General features: G+C 44.5%; 12 protein-coding genes. 11 read left to right on the top strand and 1 reads right to left on the bottom strand.

Annotated elements, in window-relative coordinates:
* Positions 1-85 precede the first annotated feature (85 nt).
* On the bottom strand, positions 86-859 hold the full coding sequence (gene cysZ, locus Q1A86_RS13555) for a sulfate transporter CysZ (RefSeq protein WP_299807426.1): 774 nt from the start codon (positions 857-859) through the stop codon (positions 86-88).
* Between the two features lie 192 nt (positions 860-1051).
* On the opposite strand from cysZ, the gene Q1A86_RS13550 reads away from it, so the two are divergent.
* The 11 genes from Q1A86_RS13550 to Q1A86_RS13500 all read left to right on the top strand — a co-directional run bounded on the left by Q1A86_RS13550 (position 1052) and on the right by Q1A86_RS13500 (position 15800).
* Positions 1052-4474 carry a chromosome segregation protein SMC gene (locus tag Q1A86_RS13550; RefSeq protein WP_299807424.1) on the top strand — a complete coding sequence of 1141 codons (3423 nt, stop codon included), beginning with the start codon at positions 1052-1054 and terminating at the stop codon, positions 4472-4474.
* 23 nt (positions 4475-4497) lie between these two features.
* Positions 4498-5499 (top strand): cell division protein ZipA, encoded by a 1002-nt coding sequence (gene zipA / locus Q1A86_RS13545; protein ID WP_299807422.1) that lies wholly within the window; start codon positions 4498-4500, stop codon positions 5497-5499.
* Between the two features lie 79 nt (positions 5500-5578).
* Positions 5579-7585: an NAD-dependent DNA ligase LigA gene (gene ligA, locus Q1A86_RS13540; RefSeq protein ID WP_299807420.1), complete on the top strand. Its 2007-nt coding sequence runs from the start codon at positions 5579-5581 to the stop codon at positions 7583-7585.
* A 123-nt stretch (positions 7586-7708) separates the two neighbouring features.
* Positions 7709-8203, top strand: a complete 495-nt coding sequence (locus Q1A86_RS13535) for a DUF2919 domain-containing protein (RefSeq protein WP_299807418.1) — start codon at positions 7709-7711, stop codon at positions 8201-8203.
* 574 nt (positions 8204-8777) lie between these two features.
* Positions 8778-9974: an HD-GYP domain-containing protein gene (locus Q1A86_RS13530; protein WP_299807416.1), complete on the top strand. Its 1197-nt coding sequence runs from the start codon at positions 8778-8780 to the stop codon at positions 9972-9974.
* A 102-nt stretch (positions 9975-10076) separates the two neighbouring features.
* On the top strand, positions 10077-10973 hold the full coding sequence (locus tag Q1A86_RS13525; protein ID WP_299807414.1) for an SDR family NAD(P)-dependent oxidoreductase: 897 nt from the start codon (positions 10077-10079) through the stop codon (positions 10971-10973).
* A 54-nt stretch (positions 10974-11027) separates the two neighbouring features.
* Positions 11028-11660, top strand: a complete 633-nt coding sequence (locus Q1A86_RS13520) for a thiol:disulfide interchange protein DsbA/DsbL (protein WP_299807412.1) — start codon at positions 11028-11030, stop codon at positions 11658-11660.
* A 315-nt stretch (positions 11661-11975) separates the two neighbouring features.
* Complete coding sequence (locus Q1A86_RS13515) at positions 11976-12869, top strand: protein phosphatase 2C domain-containing protein (RefSeq protein ID WP_299807410.1); 894 nt, start codon at positions 11976-11978, stop codon at positions 12867-12869.
* Between the two features lie 111 nt (positions 12870-12980).
* Complete coding sequence (locus Q1A86_RS13510; RefSeq protein ID WP_299807408.1) at positions 12981-13394, top strand: hypothetical protein; 414 nt, start codon at positions 12981-12983, stop codon at positions 13392-13394.
* Between the two features lie 391 nt (positions 13395-13785).
* Complete coding sequence (locus tag Q1A86_RS13505; protein WP_012277650.1) at positions 13786-14052, top strand: DUF4212 domain-containing protein; 267 nt, start codon at positions 13786-13788, stop codon at positions 14050-14052.
* Between the two features lie 29 nt (positions 14053-14081).
* Positions 14082-15800 carry a sodium:solute symporter family protein gene (locus Q1A86_RS13500; protein ID WP_299807403.1) on the top strand — a complete coding sequence of 573 codons (1719 nt, stop codon included), beginning with the start codon at positions 14082-14084 and terminating at the stop codon, positions 15798-15800.
* The last annotated feature ends 96 nt before the right edge of the window (positions 15801-15896 follow it).

The raw sequence follows: 15896 nt of genomic DNA, 5'->3' as shown, positions 1-15896 counted from the left end.
GCTTGGTTTGTAGAAAGGCTCGTACAGATACAAAAAAGCCATGTCGAGACATGGCTTGGTTATTTCGTCTAAATCGCTCTAAGCATTATTCTGGTGCTATCGAATCGTTCTTATAGGCCGTGCGGTATTTATCGACCCACATGGCAGTTGCGCCACAAATAGCCACAGGCATCACCACAAAGTTCACGATAGGGATCATAGAGAACAAGGTTACCGCAGCGCCAAAGCTAAAACTAGTGCCCTTAGTCTGATTGAGGGCAAACCTCATATCGGGGAAGGGCACCTTATGGTTATCAAATGGGTAATCACAATATTGAATGGCCATCATCCAAGCACTGAATAGGAACCATAAAACGGGCGCGACAGTTTGACCGACAAAAGGGATCCAAAACAGCAGCAAAAACACGATGGCGCGTGGCAGATAGTATTTAAGTTTTATCCACTCTCGTCCCATAATCCGCGGCAGATCCTTAATCAAATCGATACCGCCACCTGTGTTAAGCGCTTTACCAGTCAGTTGTTGCTCGACCTTTTCGGCTAGCAGGCCATTAAAAGGTGCGGCGAGCCAGTTCATTACCGAGCTAAAGACAAATGACAGTACGACCAGCAATGTGATGACAGCAAGTGGCCAGAGGATAAAGTTGAGCCAACTTAAATAATCAGGTAGTTGAGTCGATAACCAGTTAAACACGTTCTCTAATTGGCTAATGGCAAAATAGATCAGGCCAGAAAATAACAATAAATTGATTGCAAGCGGAATAAAGACGAATCTTCTCAGTCCTGGTTGTTTAATGAGGCTGAAACCATCGAAGAAATAATTAACACCGCTTTTTTTTTGTACGTGTTTGGTTTTATTCATAGAGATATTAGGTTGTTAAATTTACGCATTAGTACGATTGTGAGTCAGTCGGTATTTAATCACAAGTGAAAAGCGCTTAATGAGCGATAAAAAGCGTTACAAAATACAGTGAGCTTTGGTAAAGTTACCCTATATAAAATCCCTTCAAACTCAGTCGCTATTTACTTAGCGAGGAAATGACTAAACGGCACAATGAGACTTAAACAGATTAAACTTGCCGGATTCAAGTCATTCGTCGATCCAACTAAAATACCTTTACTTAATCCTTTGAGTGCCATTATTGGCCCTAACGGCTGCGGCAAATCGAATGTTATCGATGCGGTACGCTGGGTGTTAGGTGAAAGCTCGGCTAAACATCTACGTGGTGATTCCATGGCAGATGTCATTTTTAATGGCTCAACGGCCAGACGCCCGGTATCGGTGGCTAGTGTCGAGTTGTTATTTGATAACCAAGATGGTCGCTTAGCAGGGCAGTATTCCAGTTATCAAGAGATTGCCGTCAAACGTCAAGTCAGCCGCGATGGTGACTCAAGCTATTTTCTCAATAATCAAAAGTGTCGCCGTAAAGATATTACCGATCTCTTTATGGGCACGGGGCTTGGGCCTCGCAGTTACGCGATTATTGAGCAGGGTACGATTTCAAGATTAATCGAGTCTAAACCCCAAGAGCTACGCGTCTTTATTGAAGAGGCGGCAGGGATCTCTCGCTACAAAGAGCGTCGCCGCGAGACTGAAAACCGTATTCGACACACTCGGGAAAACTTAGCCAGACTCGGTGACATTCGTTCAGAATTAACCAAGCAACTAGAAAAGTTAGCCGAGCAGGCCGAAACGGCCAAAAAATATCGCGAGCTAAAGCAAGCTGAGCGTAAATACGATGCCGAGTTATCGGTATCGCGCTTCGATGAACTGCAGCAGCAAACGGCTAAACTAGACGAGCAGCTCAGTAAACTTGAACTGCAGCAAACAGAGCTTTTAGCCAAGAAGCAGACGCTTGAACTGAGCCTAACAGAACTTAATTTGAAGTTAAGCGAATTAGATACTCAAGAAGCGCATCAAGTAGAAGATTTCTATCTTACCAAGACGCATATTGCCAAACTTGAGCAATCACTTAAGCATCGCCAGCAACAAGATGAAAGCCTGACACAACGACTGCAGGAGCTTTCTGAGCAAGTCAGCGCCTACCGTGCCAGATTAGCCGAAGATCAAGGCAAGCAGACGTTGCTGACTCAGCAGCAAGCGCTAGCGCTACCCGATGCCACGCTTATACGTCAGCAGCTTGCAGATCATGATGCTGAGCTGGTATTGGCTAATGAGCAGCTTGACAGGGTTAGTGAGCAATTACATGACTTGAGCGAAGACTATAGTCAAGCGCACCATGCGTTTGAGATGAATCGTAATCAGCTTAGCCATAATGAGGCCGATATCGGCAACAAGCAAAGGCTGGTGGCTCGGTTAGAGGAGCAAGTGCTTACCACTTCGGCTGAGCTTGAAAAGATCAACGCTCAAGACTTTGCTACACAGGTAAGCGAATTAACTAGCGTTATCGAGCAAGAACAAGAAGTGCTCGATGAATTGGGCTTTCAGTTACAAAGCAAACAGCTAACTGAGCAAGATTTATCTGCCGAACAAGACCGCCTTAAGGTCAAACTCGCCGATGAGCAGGGCCGGCTGTCGGTTGTGACTCAGTTATTGCCAGCCGAAAAAGCGGGCGATAGTGAGGAGCTTTGGCAAGTCATCGAGGTGACACCGGGCTGGGAAGCTGCTGTTGATATGCTGCTATCAGGGCTGCTTAATACTCAGTTATTGGCTGGTGAGAGTGATGATAGCGACCCAGACCAATTAGGCTTTGAGATTGGTGTTACCGAATTAAGTGTCATTAAGGCGCCGGTGAACTTAGCGCCTTGGCTTGAACATGTGACTTGGCTTGTGAGCAAAGAGCAGGCTATCAGCCAAAGAACGTCACTAAAACAGGATGAACTGATTGCCACCGCCGATGGTTACCTTGTCGGTGTTGATTTTGTCATCGAGAAGACTCAGGCGGCAGGTTCTATTGTTGAGCTTAAAAATGAACAGATAGCCTTGCAAGAAAGTGTCGACCTCAATCAGTCGACTCTGGTGACATTGAGTGAGTCCTTGGCCGATGTAAAGCAGGCCATGGCCCCTCTTGTTAGCCATATTCAGCAAAAACAGCAGTTTATTCAAACCCAACAGATCCAACTTGCTGCACTGAGTTCTCAGCTGCGCTCACAGCAGCAGTCGGTGACACAAACCGCTTCTAGACTGGCTAAGGTTGAGCAGGAGCTGAGTGAAGCACAACAAGAGTTGCAGGCGTTGCTGCTTGGTGTTGAGCTTCGAGTGCAGCAGCAACAGCACTTGAGTGCTGCACTCGAAAAAGCACAAGTAGCTAAAACGGATGGGCAGGCACTAAAAGCCCAAGCCTTGGAAAAAGTCACTCGGCTGAAACCGTTGCGACAAGCGTTAGATGCCAAGGCGGCTCAGTCGGCTGCGAGTGAGCAGAGTTTGCACACACAGATGATGCTGATTGAGCAGCAGGTTAGTCAGCACCAGCAACGATTGTTAGAGCTAGAACAAAGCCAATCACTGCTAAAGCTGCAACTAGAGGCAAAAGATAACGCCTTGCAAGAGGGGGGATCACAACCTCTTAAAGATCAACTCGAACAAGCCCTGCAAGCACAACAGATTAAGCAAGATGCACTGACGGCCTTAAGGCTGCAACAAGCCGAGCTTCAGGAACTGTGCGATAGTGCAGGAACGAATAAAAAACAACAGCTTGCAAAGCTAGAAGACTTGACTCAATCTTCTGGCACGTTAAAGTTACGCCGTGAAGGCTTGAAAGGGCAAATTGACAGTCAACAGCGAGTGTTAATTGAACAAGGTGTTGATGTTAAACAGGTATTATCTTCATTAGATGGAAGTAAAACCTTGGTTTGGCGTCAAAAGGAGTTAGAGCGGTTACGGGCACAGATAGAACATTTAGGCGCAATCAACTTAGCGGCGATTGAAGAGTTTGATTTACAAAATCAACGCAAGTTATATTTAGACAGCCAAGATGAAGATCTTAATGCTGCACTAGCGAGCTTAGAAGAAGCGATTCGTAAGATTGATAAAGATACCAAGGTTCGTTTTAAAGATACATTTGATAAAGTGAATGCGGATCTCGGTGTGCTGTTTCCAAAGGTATTTGGCGGAGGTAGTGCATACCTCGCTTTGACCGATGATGACCTCTTAGAAACGGGAGTCAGCATCATGGCGAGACCTCCGGGCAAGAAGAATAGCACGATTCACCTTCTTTCTGGTGGAGAAAAGGCGCTAACCGCTTTATCATTAGTATTTGCAATTTTTAGATTAAATCCAGCACCTTTCTGTATGTTGGATGAAGTTGATGCGCCTTTGGATGATGCCAATGTCGAACGTTTTTGTCGTTTGGTAAAAGAGATGTCCCAAAGCGTACAATTTATATATATTAGTCACAACAAGATCACCATGGAATTGGCCGATCAACTTATTGGGGTGACAATGCATGAGCCCGGTGTTTCGCGCATTGTGGCTGTTGATATCGATGAAGCGGTGGCATTAGCCGACGCAGGATGAACATAAGAAATACAGGGTAACTGATGGAAAACTTTCAACTGGTATTGCTTCTTATAGGTGTAATAGCCATTATCGCCGTGCTTGTACACGGTTTTTGGTCCATTAGAAAACAGCAACCTAAGGGATTTAAGCAAAGCCCCATGGCAGATATAAGCCGTGAACGTCGTGATGCCGAAGGCTTCGATAACGATGGCATTGGTGCGGTGCGAGTTGTTAAAAATACCCAGGTGGATGACGAGTCGGAAACGGCCGATAATGAACAGCGTGAACCACTGGGGACTGAAGCGGTTGCTGATGCATTTGAATTAACAGGTACTCCGGCTACGAAAGTGAATAAGGCCCGCGTAGAGCCTTCTCTCACGTCTCAAGAGCCAGTATTGGCCGCTGAAATGCCTGTTCAAGAATCTTTGTTTGCCTCTGATGATGCTAATCTTGCCGCCCCTGTTATTACCGAGCAAGTTGTGAAAACAGAGCCACAGCCTCAGTTCCAAGCAGTCTCACAACCAATCTCACAACCAGAGTTACAGCCAGAGCCACAACCAGAGCAAGTAGAACTTAAGCCTGAGCCTGTTATTGAACCTGCGTCTAAGCAGGAACAGACTGAAGAGTTAGATGACCCTCGCGATGTATTAGTACTGCATGTAGTGGCGAAAGAGGGTGAAGAGCTTAGTGGAGCAGAGCTTCTACCTTGCTTGTTGACCTTAAACTTCAAGTTTGGCGAAATGAATATTTTCCATCGTCATGAAGATAATGCCGGCACAGGTAAGGTATTATTCTCTATGGCCAATATGGTAAAGCCTGGGATATTTGACCCAGACCATATGGAGCAGTTTAGCACCCAAGGTGTGGTGTTATTTATGACACTACCTTGTTATGGCGAAGCGTTAATGAACTTCTCTATCATGTTAAATTCTGCTCATCAGATCGCAGACGATTTAGGCGGTGTGGTACTCGATGGTGGCCGAGATGAATGGCTAGAGAGCACCAAGCAAAACTATATTCAACGGATCAGAGCTCAGGCCTGAGACGTTATATAGGTTTTTGAAACGTAAACAGATTTAAAAGGCCGCAGCAGCGGCCTTTGTTATTATTCGGATAATATCAATGCCAGCTATTCAAAACGAAATTGCTCAGCTAACTGCTGAACTCAATCAACATAACTATCGCTATTATGTCGATGATAGTCCTTCTATCCCCGATGCCGAGTACGACCGTTTATTGAATAGGCTTAAAGCCTTAGAGACAGAGCACCCAGAGTTTTGTAGACCAGACTCTCCGACTCAAAGAGTTGGAGGGGAGGCGTTAGCTAAGTTTCAGCAAATTAAGCACTTAAAGCCAATGCTGAGCCTAGATAACGTGTTTGATGAGCAAGAGTTTACTGCATTCAATCAGCGTATCGTCGAAAAAACCGGCAAAGACTTAAGCTACTGCTGTGAGCCTAAGCTTGATGGGCTTGCTGTAAGTATCGTCTATCGTGATGGTGTATTTGAGCGCGCTGCGACCCGTGGCGACGGCCAAACCGGCGAAGACATTACCGAGAACGTTCGCACCATTAAATCGATCCCGTTAAAGCTGCGTGGTGATAACTTCCCGCCATTGGTTGAGGTACGTGGTGAGGTGATCATGCCTCATAAAGCATTCGATGCCCTTAACGAACGTGCCCGCGCAAAAGGGGATAAGCTGTTTGTTAATCCACGTAATGCGGCCGCTGGAAGTTTGCGTCAGCTCGACAGTAAGATCACCGCCAGTCGCGCTCTTGGTTTCTATGCCTACGCCTTAGGTGTCGTCGAGCCTGAAACATGGGAGCTTGCCGATAGTCATTATGGTCAGCTTGAGCAGCTGCGTTCATGGGGCGTCCCAGTGAGCCAAGAGGTTAAAGTCTGTGAGTCGGTTACTGAGGTGATGGCCTATTACAATGACATTCAACAGCGCCGTAGCAGCCTAGAGTTTGAAATCGATGGCGTGGTGGTAAAGGTCAATCAAATCGCTCACCAGCTTAGTTTAGGTTTCGTGGCCAAGGCGCCGCGTTGGGCGACTGCGTTTAAGTTTCCGGCCCAAGAAGAGATGACCCTGTTAGAGGGGGTCGACTTTCAAGTGGGGCGCACAGGTGCCGTCACACCAGTGGCTAGGCTTAAGCCAGTGTTTGTTGGCGGGGTAACGGTATCGAATGCAACGCTACATAACGCCGATGAAATTGCACGTCTAGGCGTAAAGGTGGGTGACACCATCATTATCCGCCGCGCCGGCGATGTGATCCCACAGATTGTTGCTGTGGTGGCTGAAAAGCGCCCTGAGGATGCTAAAGACATTGTTTTCCCTGCACATTGCCCTGTTTGTGACAGTGAAGTTGAGCGCGTAGAAGGTGAAGCCGTTGCTCGTTGCACTGGCGGATTATTCTGTGAAGCCCAGCGTAAAGAAGCCATTAAGCATTTTGCCTCACGTAAGGCGCTGGATATCGATGGTATGGGTGACAAAGTTGTTGAGCAGCTTATCGATAAAGAGTTAGTCGAGAGTCCGGCGGATCTATTTAAACTCACCGCATCGGCCATGACCATGCTTGAGCGTATGGGAATGAAATCGGCAACTAAGTTAGTCGCGGCGATTGATGTGGCGAAGCAGACAACGTTCGCGCGCTTTCTTTATGCATTGGGTATTCGTGAAGTGGGTGAGGCAACGGCAGCTAATCTCGCGGCTTACTTTAAGACATTAGATGCGCTTAAGGCAGCCAGCGCAGAAGAGTTCATTAAAGTCGATGATGTCGGTACTATTGTGGCGGCGCATCTGGCACATTTCTTCGCTCAGCCGCATAACCTTGAGGTGATCGACAAGCTAATCGAAGCGGGGATCCATTGGCCTGCTATTGAAGAAGTTGCCGAAGAAGATCTGTCACTAAAAGGGCAGACTTGGGTATTAACAGGTACTTTGACCCAACTTAACCGCAACGATGCTAAGGCAAAATTGCAGGCGTTAGGGGCTAAAGTGGCTGGAAGTGTGTCGAAAAACACTGACTGCCTAGTCGCTGGCGCGGCTGCTGGGTCTAAATTGACTAAGGCACAAGAGCTTGGCGTCAAGGTTATCGATGAAGAAGCCTTGATTGCAATCCTCTCATAATGCTCGATTAGATAAAAAAGCTCCTTAGGGAGCTTTTTTAGTGAATGCTTGAAAATCTTCGGTTTGTCGCCATATCTAGTTTACCCCATTCGATAATAAAATCAGTTAATCAAAGGAAATGGTTTGAATTTTAGTCATATCACCTGGCTTGACGATAAAGGCCACGTTAAGCCACCATTAATGCTCTATCTGTTGCTGGTGTTTATCGCACGAGGTTGGTGTGTGTTTGTCGCCTCTTTAACTCAAGCCAGTGATAGAGCCGCCTTAGTTGAGCTGTTTTATCCACATAAGGGCGATTTCTTGATGGCTCTGGCGGCAGGCTTTGGCGCTGTGATTGTTTATGCTGCAGTGATTGCCGAAAGAAAACGCTCCCCTAATTGGGTTAGACCTGTCTTTCCCTATATGAAATGGCTACTAGTCATCCTATTGATCATAGATGGTGGCTTGCTGACTCAGCGCATTTTACACTCTTATTATATGTATAGCTGGAGCATAGGTTTAGATGCACTGGTACTATTTTGGAGTAGTTTATATTTGTATAAGTCGAAGCGCCTGAAGCTGTATTTTAGTGATTGGAAAGAAAACGACTGTAAGAAAGAAACTAAGGAAAAAGAGTAAAAAAAAGACGCTGCAAGCAGCGTCAAAAGAATCTTTAATTCAGAGAGTCACTCTGTATTGGTGATCCGTAGATTTACGATAAAAACCTTCTAAAGCTAAGTAATAATCATACTGCGATTAAGACTTGAACTTGTTAAAGGACAATTGACAGTATTGCTTCCTAAACATCATCTTCGGGGCGACCGATCTTAAGAAACAGTTTCAGTATATGTACATTGAATATTGTATGCAATTTAAAGTTTGGATTTTTTGCCTTTAAAAGAGACAAATAAAGAATATGTTATTCAAAATTGTCTATATTAAAATCACACTAACGCGTTTAATGGTTTGATTTTGCATTTAAGCGTGTCATTTTTCTCTCTTTTGTCATAAAGTTGACGCATCAGATTAGTTTAGTCACGTAATAAGGATATTTGCTGGACTACTGAGCCGTACATTCTTTTATTGGGCAGCAAGCGTCGCTAGAGCCTCTGACCCGAAGAGTGATCTTGTTAGACAAGAGCGTAGAACGCTCAATCCCCAATTTGACTAGCGATAAACGATAAGCTTAAAACTTAATGTTGGAGTGACATAGATGTCAAAGGCTGCACAATTGCAAATTCCTTTGTCAGAGTTGAAAGTGGGTATGACAGTGAAGTTACCACTTTCATGGACGGATCATCCTTTTCTATTTAATCAAATTGAAATAGAGAAAACGGCTCATATCGAGTTAATTAAAACATTAGATGTATCTTATGTTTATCTTATTTCTGGCTGCGAGCTGTTAACTGTACAGGCTGCGCCAAAAATCGAAGTGGCTCAACCATCTCCAGAGCAACTTGCTGCCGATTCTCAAGCCTTCGTTAGAAAATCTATTCGCCTAGGTCAACAAAGATTCACCAAGGGGGCTAGCGACTGCCGCTCGACATTTTCAAAGCTAGGACCCGATCCTCAAGGCGCATATCGCAGCGCAGCTACCTTAGTTGAAGAGTTGATGGATCACTTAAAGGAAACTGACTCTCCTCATTTAGCACTGGTTAACCCGGGTGAAGATATTTCTGTTAATCAGCACTGTGTGTCGATAGCTGTGTTATCCATGATGATAGGTCAGGCACTATCGATGAACCATTCACAGTTACGTGATATCGCCATGGGCGCATTGTTTCATGATATAGGTAAGCTGAAAGTGCCTGATGTGATCCGGCGTAAGAAGGGCGTGCTCACGGAGCATGAAATCAACTTTTTAAATATGCACCCAAAATATGGTTACGACATGCTAGATAAGTCGGGGCTGTTTCCAAGTGAGGTGCTAGATATTGTTTTACACCACCATGAGTGGGTAGATGGAAGTGGTTACCCTGATGGCCTTAAAGGCAAGCAGATCCCATTAACGACTCAGGTGGTCAGCTTAGTCAATGATTTCGACCGCATATTGAGAGCGGAAGAGGGGCGTTCACCCCAAGTGGCATTGGGTTACTTATTTAAAAATCGTACTGGAAAACACGATGCCCAGCTAATTTCTACCTTAGTTAAAGTTCTGGGGATCTACCCTCCAGGCACTCTAGTGCAGCTTAGTGATGGAGAAATTGCAAAAGTAATGCTAACCACTTCCCAAGTCCAAAAACCGGTGGTATGGAGTTGTTCCCTTGATGGGCTGAAGCCAAGGTTACGTTTTTTAGTTGAAGAGCCTCACGAGATCATAGGTGTGCTTAAGGTTGAGGAATTATCATCTTCTGCAGTTAAAACCCTCGAGGGCAACGCAAGAGTCAGTTTTTATTTTAGTAGTTTGTAGCCAAAGGCCTATTTAGCTAGAAAACTGAGTTTACTTCTGCGTACATGCACTTCACTATGCTGCCTATCTATATCAATAATTAACGAGCTAAAGAGTAAGAGCATGATTAAATCTGTCTGTATTGTTGGCTGTGGCTGGTTCGGTTTCCCCTTGGCTAAAGCGCTTGTTGAACGTGGTGTAAAAGTGTGTGGCAGTAAACGTGTTCAGTCTGAGTCGTTATTATTAAAAGAGCTAGGTATTGATGGGTTTAGGCTAGATTTAGATAATGATGCTCAGCTAATACAGGACAAGGCCGAGATAAACGAAGCCTTAGCAGCAGATTGTCTCGTGATTAATATTCCGCCTGGACTGAGAAAAGATCCTCAAGCCTACCTACAGCGACTGGCAAAATTTAAGCAGTTAATTACAGGTCATCGCTATAAGAAACTCATCTTTGTGAGTACCACAGGTGTTTATCCTCAATCGGATCAAATGCTTACTGAGCACGATGCGAGCGCTCACTCAGAGATAAGCGATAAGCTGTTACAGGCAGAAGCTATGTTTCAAAGTTTGGATAATAGCGTAATTGTTCGTTTCGCAGGTCTTGTCGGTCCGAAACGTCACCCTGGTCGCTTCCTTGCAGGGAAAACAGATCTTCCCAATGCAAGTGGTGCCGTAAATTTAGTTCACTTAAATGACTGCATCCTAGCGATTTCCGCGCTATTGTTTAATGAGACCTCGAACGGCATTTATAACCTCTGCGCACCTGTACACCCTACACGCCAAGCTTTTTATACCCAAGCCGCGATAGATTTAGGCTTATCTGCGCCACAATTTGTAGACGATGGCCTGATAACTGACAACAGCGCTGAAGGCTTGATAACTGAAAGCAGCGCTGAAGGCTCTGTTAATAACGTCGCACAGGTAAGCGGAAAGCAGATCAGCAGTGGCAGAATCTGCACTGAACTAAATTTTGAGTTTCAATTTAATGACCCTATGGATATGCTGTTAGCATGCTAACGGATTAAGCTCGTTTATTATTGCTGAATTAATCGAATGAATTAAAGGATCGATATGAAGTTTTTCACACAATCACTGAGTCGCACATTTATTGTTTTTGCCCTGTTATTAGCTCCTCTGCACAGTGCATGGGCGGTTCAATATAAAGAAGGTGTTGATTACGTCAAAATTGCAGGGATCCCTGAGAGTCATAAACCTGTGGTTCGAGAATTCTTCTCATATAATTGCGGCTTTTGCTATCGCCAAGATCCTTTTTTCGAGCAAACGGCGCATCTTTTAGAGGGCGATGTTCAGTTTGAGCGTACTCCAGTTGGTGCTGGGCGTTCCAGTTGGATTTTAAGTCAGGAAGCCTACTATCTTGCGCAAAAGTTTAATGTGACTAAGCAGGTTCACGGTAATATCTTTACCCGTATTCACGAAAAAGAGGGGGCCTTTACCCGTTCAGAACAGTTGAAGGACTTTTTTGTTAGCCAGGGGCTTAATGAGACTGATATTGAAGCGGCGATGAACTCGACCGATGCCAAACTGGCTTTGATGAACTACGACACTCAGGCTCAACTTGCCGAAATTCGAGGTGTTCCTGCGCTTGTGGTTAATGGCCAATATCTTATTAAGGAGCAGGGAAAGACACCGGAGGAGTTAGCCGAGCTTGTGCGTTATTTAAGTGCGCTCGAGGAGCCGAAGTAGTGACTATATGAGCTTTATATCAATGAAACTCATTTTAAAGCCCTGATAAGAGCGGCCTGAATTTTACAGATTAAGGTCAATTCTGCCTATTAATTAGCCCACTTAAACGTGGGCTTTTTGTTAGGCTTGGATTTAGCTATTTTATCCAGCCAATGCAATTTGCTCACACCTTCACTCGTTCTTACCTTCACATCCGGTCTCATTAACAGTCACAGGGAATACAGCAGATATAAGGCATTGATATACCATAAAGCAGGCCGTTGCGTTATATTGACTGCATTGGACTCACCACGGGTCTTATCGAAAGAGAATGCTATGCAACAAGATACTTTAAAAGAGCATATCCAGCTATGGTTATCCCGCACAGTTGGCAATGGCGCAGTCAATGAATTACTTGAATCTTCAATCGCCATGAGTTGTGATATCGGCAATATTAGGCCTGAAAACCAAGATCGAGTGGCATGCATACAGGTACAAGTAACGGCTTCAGACTCTTTCGTCATAGGAGTGTTATGTGACGGTATGGGAGGCATGGCGTCTGGTGCTAATTGTGCCAGTCTAGGTATCGCTTCATTTGTCGCTAGCTGCATCAACAATCAGCAACTGCCAGTGGCGGAGCGACTGTTAAACGCTGTAGAAGAGGCAAACATCGATGTTTACTCTTTATATGGTAGCAATGGAGGCGCAACCTTATCGGCTTTTCTCTACGATAGCGAAGGTCACTTTGAAGCTATCAATGTTGGCGACAGTCGTATATACGCAAATTTTGCTCACGGTATTAAGCAGTATTCTAAAGATGATACTTTTGCGGGGCAATCTGCCGATGCCGCGGGCGTGCATTTAAGTAAAGGCTTGTTGCAATATGTTGGAGTTGGACCCGATCTAAAAGTACAAATTGTCAGGATCCCAAAGTACCGCAATATCAAGCGGGTAATTCTGACGTCTGATGGTGCCCATTACATTGAAGCAAATACCTTTAAGCAAATACTCAATCAGAAGTTATCAGCATCTGAGCTTTGTAGCAGGCTAATTCAAGTGTCAAAGTGGTGTGGTGGCTATGACAATACCTCAGTGTTAATTGCTAATGATGTGCTTAACATTTTTACTCAGCCGGATAAAACGTCGTTACCAGCAGGAACGATTAAGCTTTGGGATCCGTTTGGTGAAATACAATTCATTGGTGCAATAGTGCCAACTGAAAATCACTAGAAACGGTTAATCCCCTATTGATTAGATGCAGTACGAGTAGCTTGTTAACTTGCGGTGGGGCTAATCTGATTTGTGTCTTTGGTGTATGTGCCTTCGGTGTGAATGTTCAATATGAAGTTATTGTTGAAGAAACTGTTGTTCCTAGGACTTTGGATTCTATTAAGTTTTACTCTTAGGGCTGATGCCGGTAATACTGCTGTCTACGGCTCTTTAATGCCTTTTGGACCATCGTTTATGGCTGGTGATTATATCAGCCACGGATTTTGGTCTAATGATGTTGAACTATATATGGTGCTGTATTGGTTATTTGGCTCAATCGCTTTTTTATTGAATCGGAAATTAATCGTTTTATATTTTTCAGTATTAATTTTTGCTCAAATCATTTTCATTGAAACGGTGAATGATGAATTATTAACAATGAGCAGTTATCTGTTACTTATTCCAATCGAGCTCTGCTATTTAATGGCATCATTCTTTTTACTAAAAAATCATCAGGATGATAGGTTAAAGGCTGTTGCGGCTTAAGTTTATCAAGGGGCGTCATACATCTCTTTATTAAATTTTTTACGAGTCAATTTTTGACTATCTTTACCGCATCGTAACAGCCTTGTTTATTAGCTAATCATAGGCATCTATAACCTGCAATTTACATCTGTCTAGCTAAATTTATTTCAAAGGTTCACGGTTAAAAGTGGTTCTTTGCTATTTTTGCTTACTACCTTGGTCTAAGGCTTTGTTTGAAAAACAGGTAGAGCTTACGTTAACGTTAATGTGTAACTGCCTGTTAATAAGGCGTTTTTGCGTTGACACTATTTAGGCTTACGTTGGCGTTAGACTAAGGTCGCGATTGTTGTTCCCTCTGCGCTTGTTAGATTAACTCATGACTTAATATAAAAATCAGCACATGGGAGTCACTATGAGTTTTGAAAGTAATGAGAAGGCAGAGGGATATTGGCGCGAGAATTTGCGTCTAGTACTTGGCTTATTAGCCATCTGGGCGGCAGTGTCATTTGGCTGCGGTATTTTATTAGTAGATGTGCTCAATGAAATCCATTTCATGGGGTTCAAGTTGGGATTCTGGTTTGCACAACAGGGTGCTATGTATGTTTTTGTGGCATTGATTTTTGTCTACGTCGCTAAAGCGAATGCATTAGATAAGAAATACGATGTTCACGAAGACTAAACCCAATCCATATTATAAGGAATCATGAGATGGACGTACAAACACTAACATATCTGATTGTCGGGTTTACGTTTGCCCTATATATCGGGATCGCGATCTGGTCTAGAGCCGGATCAACTAAAGAATTTTATGTTGCAGGTGGTGGTGTTCACCCTGTAATGAACGGCATGGCTACGGCAGCCGATTGGATGTCAGCGGCATCATTTATCTCGCTAGCGGGTATTGTGTCTTTCGTCGGTTACGACGGCTCGGTATATCTAATGGGTTGGACGGGGGGCTATGTACTATTAGCACTCTGTATGGCGCCATATTTACGGAAGTTCGGTAAGTTTACTGTACCTGATTTTATTGGTGATCGTTATTACTCTCAGGCTGCACGTACCGTCGCAGTCGTGTGTGCCATCTTTATCTGCTTTACCTATATCGCTGGTCAGATGCGTGGAGTGGGAGTGGTATTCTCACGCTTCCTCGAGGTTGAAGTTGAAACCGGTGTGTATATCGGTATGGCGGTTGTATTCTTCTACGCTGTTTTAGGCGGGATGAAAGGCATTACATACACTCAGGTAGCGCAATATTGTGTGCTTATTTTCGCCTTCATGGTGCCAGCTATCTTTATCTCTGTGATGATGACGGGTCATATCATTCCACAAATTGGTTTTGGTGCTGAGTTAGTCGATGCTGCGGGTAATGGAACTGGGGAATATCTGCTAGATAAACTCGATGGCCTTTCAAATGAGCTTGGATTCGCGCAATACACCGAAGGTTCTAAGAGCATGATTGATGTGTTCTTTATCACGGGGGCATTGATGTTTGGTACTGCGGGTCTGCCACACGTTATCGTGCGTTTCTTTACTGTACCTAAGGTGAAAGATGCACGTGTATCAGCGGGTTGGGCACTTGTCTTTATTGCTATCATGTACACAACTATTCCTGCGTTGTCTGCTTTCTCTCGTGTAAACATGATTGAAACTATTAATGGTCCGGAGTCTACAGGTGTCGCTTATGAAACTGCGCCAGACTGGATTAAAAACTGGGAAAAGACCGGTCTAATTTCCTGGGATGATAAGAACGACGACGGCAAAATTTACTATGCCAATGGCGCTGAAAATGAGATGAAGATTGACCGTGATATCATGGTGCTTGCTACACCAGAAATCGCCAACCTTCCAGCATGGGTTATCGCATTGGTTGCTGCGGGTGGTCTGGCCGCTGCGCTATCAACATCAGCGGGTCTATTGCTGGTGATTTCAACTTCGGTATCTCATGACCTATTGAAGAAAAACTTTATGCCGGATATCTCCGATAAGAAGGAGTTGATGTATGCTCGTATTGCGGCTGCACTCGGTATTGTGATGGCGGGTTACTTCGGTATCAATCCACCAGGATTTGTGGCGGCGGTAGTTGCGATTGCATTCGGTTTAGCGGCGTCGTCTCTGTTCCCTGCAATCATTATGGGTATTTTCTCTAAGACAGTGAACAAAGAAGGTGCCATCTCAGGCATGGTTACTGGTCTACTGTTCACTGCGGCTTATATTGTTTACTTCAAGTTTGTGAACCCAAGTGCTAACACTGCCGATAACTGGTTATTCGGTATTTCACCTGAAGGTATCGGTCTATTGGGGATGGTGGTTAACTTTGCTGTCGCCTTCGGTGTGAGTAAAGTGACTGCTGCTGTTCCTGCTGATGTTGTGGAGATGGTTGAGTCAATTCGTTTCCCTAAAGGGTCTGGCGAAGCACACGACCACTAACTATGTGATGACCTTAGTTACAGAGTAAAAAGAGCGCTTAGGCGCTCTTTTTTGTTGTCAGTCATTCAAGATTCATTTGTCCAGCTTATGATCATA

The organism is uncultured Shewanella sp. (assembly GCF_947497935.1).
GTDB lineage: Bacteria > Pseudomonadota > Gammaproteobacteria > Enterobacterales > Shewanellaceae > Shewanella.
Note: the sequence above shows the minus strand (reverse complement) of the source record. Positions and strands in the feature narration are given on the sequence as shown.

Excerpts from the sequence above, each read along its gene's own strand:
- cysZ (WP_299807426.1), bottom strand. The coding sequence starts at position 859 with ATGAATAAAACCAAACACGTACAAAAAAAAAGCGGTGTTAATTATTTC.
- Q1A86_RS13550 (WP_299807424.1), top strand. The coding sequence starts at position 1,052 with ATGAGACTTAAACAGATTAAACTTGCCGGATTCAAGTCATTCGTCGAT.
- zipA (WP_299807422.1), top strand. The coding sequence starts at position 4,498 with ATGGAAAACTTTCAACTGGTATTGCTTCTTATAGGTGTAATAGCCATT.
- ligA (WP_299807420.1), top strand. The coding sequence starts at position 5,579 with ATGCCAGCTATTCAAAACGAAATTGCTCAGCTAACTGCTGAACTCAAT.
- Q1A86_RS13530 (WP_299807416.1), top strand. The coding sequence starts at position 8,778 with ATGTCAAAGGCTGCACAATTGCAAATTCCTTTGTCAGAGTTGAAAGTG.
- Q1A86_RS13525 (WP_299807414.1), top strand. The coding sequence starts at position 10,077 with ATGATTAAATCTGTCTGTATTGTTGGCTGTGGCTGGTTCGGTTTCCCC.
- Q1A86_RS13520 (WP_299807412.1), top strand. The coding sequence starts at position 11,028 with ATGAAGTTTTTCACACAATCACTGAGTCGCACATTTATTGTTTTTGCC.
- Q1A86_RS13515 (WP_299807410.1), top strand. The coding sequence starts at position 11,976 with ATGCAACAAGATACTTTAAAAGAGCATATCCAGCTATGGTTATCCCGC.
- Q1A86_RS13510 (WP_299807408.1), top strand. The coding sequence starts at position 12,981 with ATGAAGTTATTGTTGAAGAAACTGTTGTTCCTAGGACTTTGGATTCTA.
- Q1A86_RS13505 (WP_012277650.1), top strand. The coding sequence starts at position 13,786 with ATGAGTTTTGAAAGTAATGAGAAGGCAGAGGGATATTGGCGCGAGAAT.
- Q1A86_RS13500 (WP_299807403.1), top strand. The coding sequence starts at position 14,082 with ATGGACGTACAAACACTAACATATCTGATTGTCGGGTTTACGTTTGCC.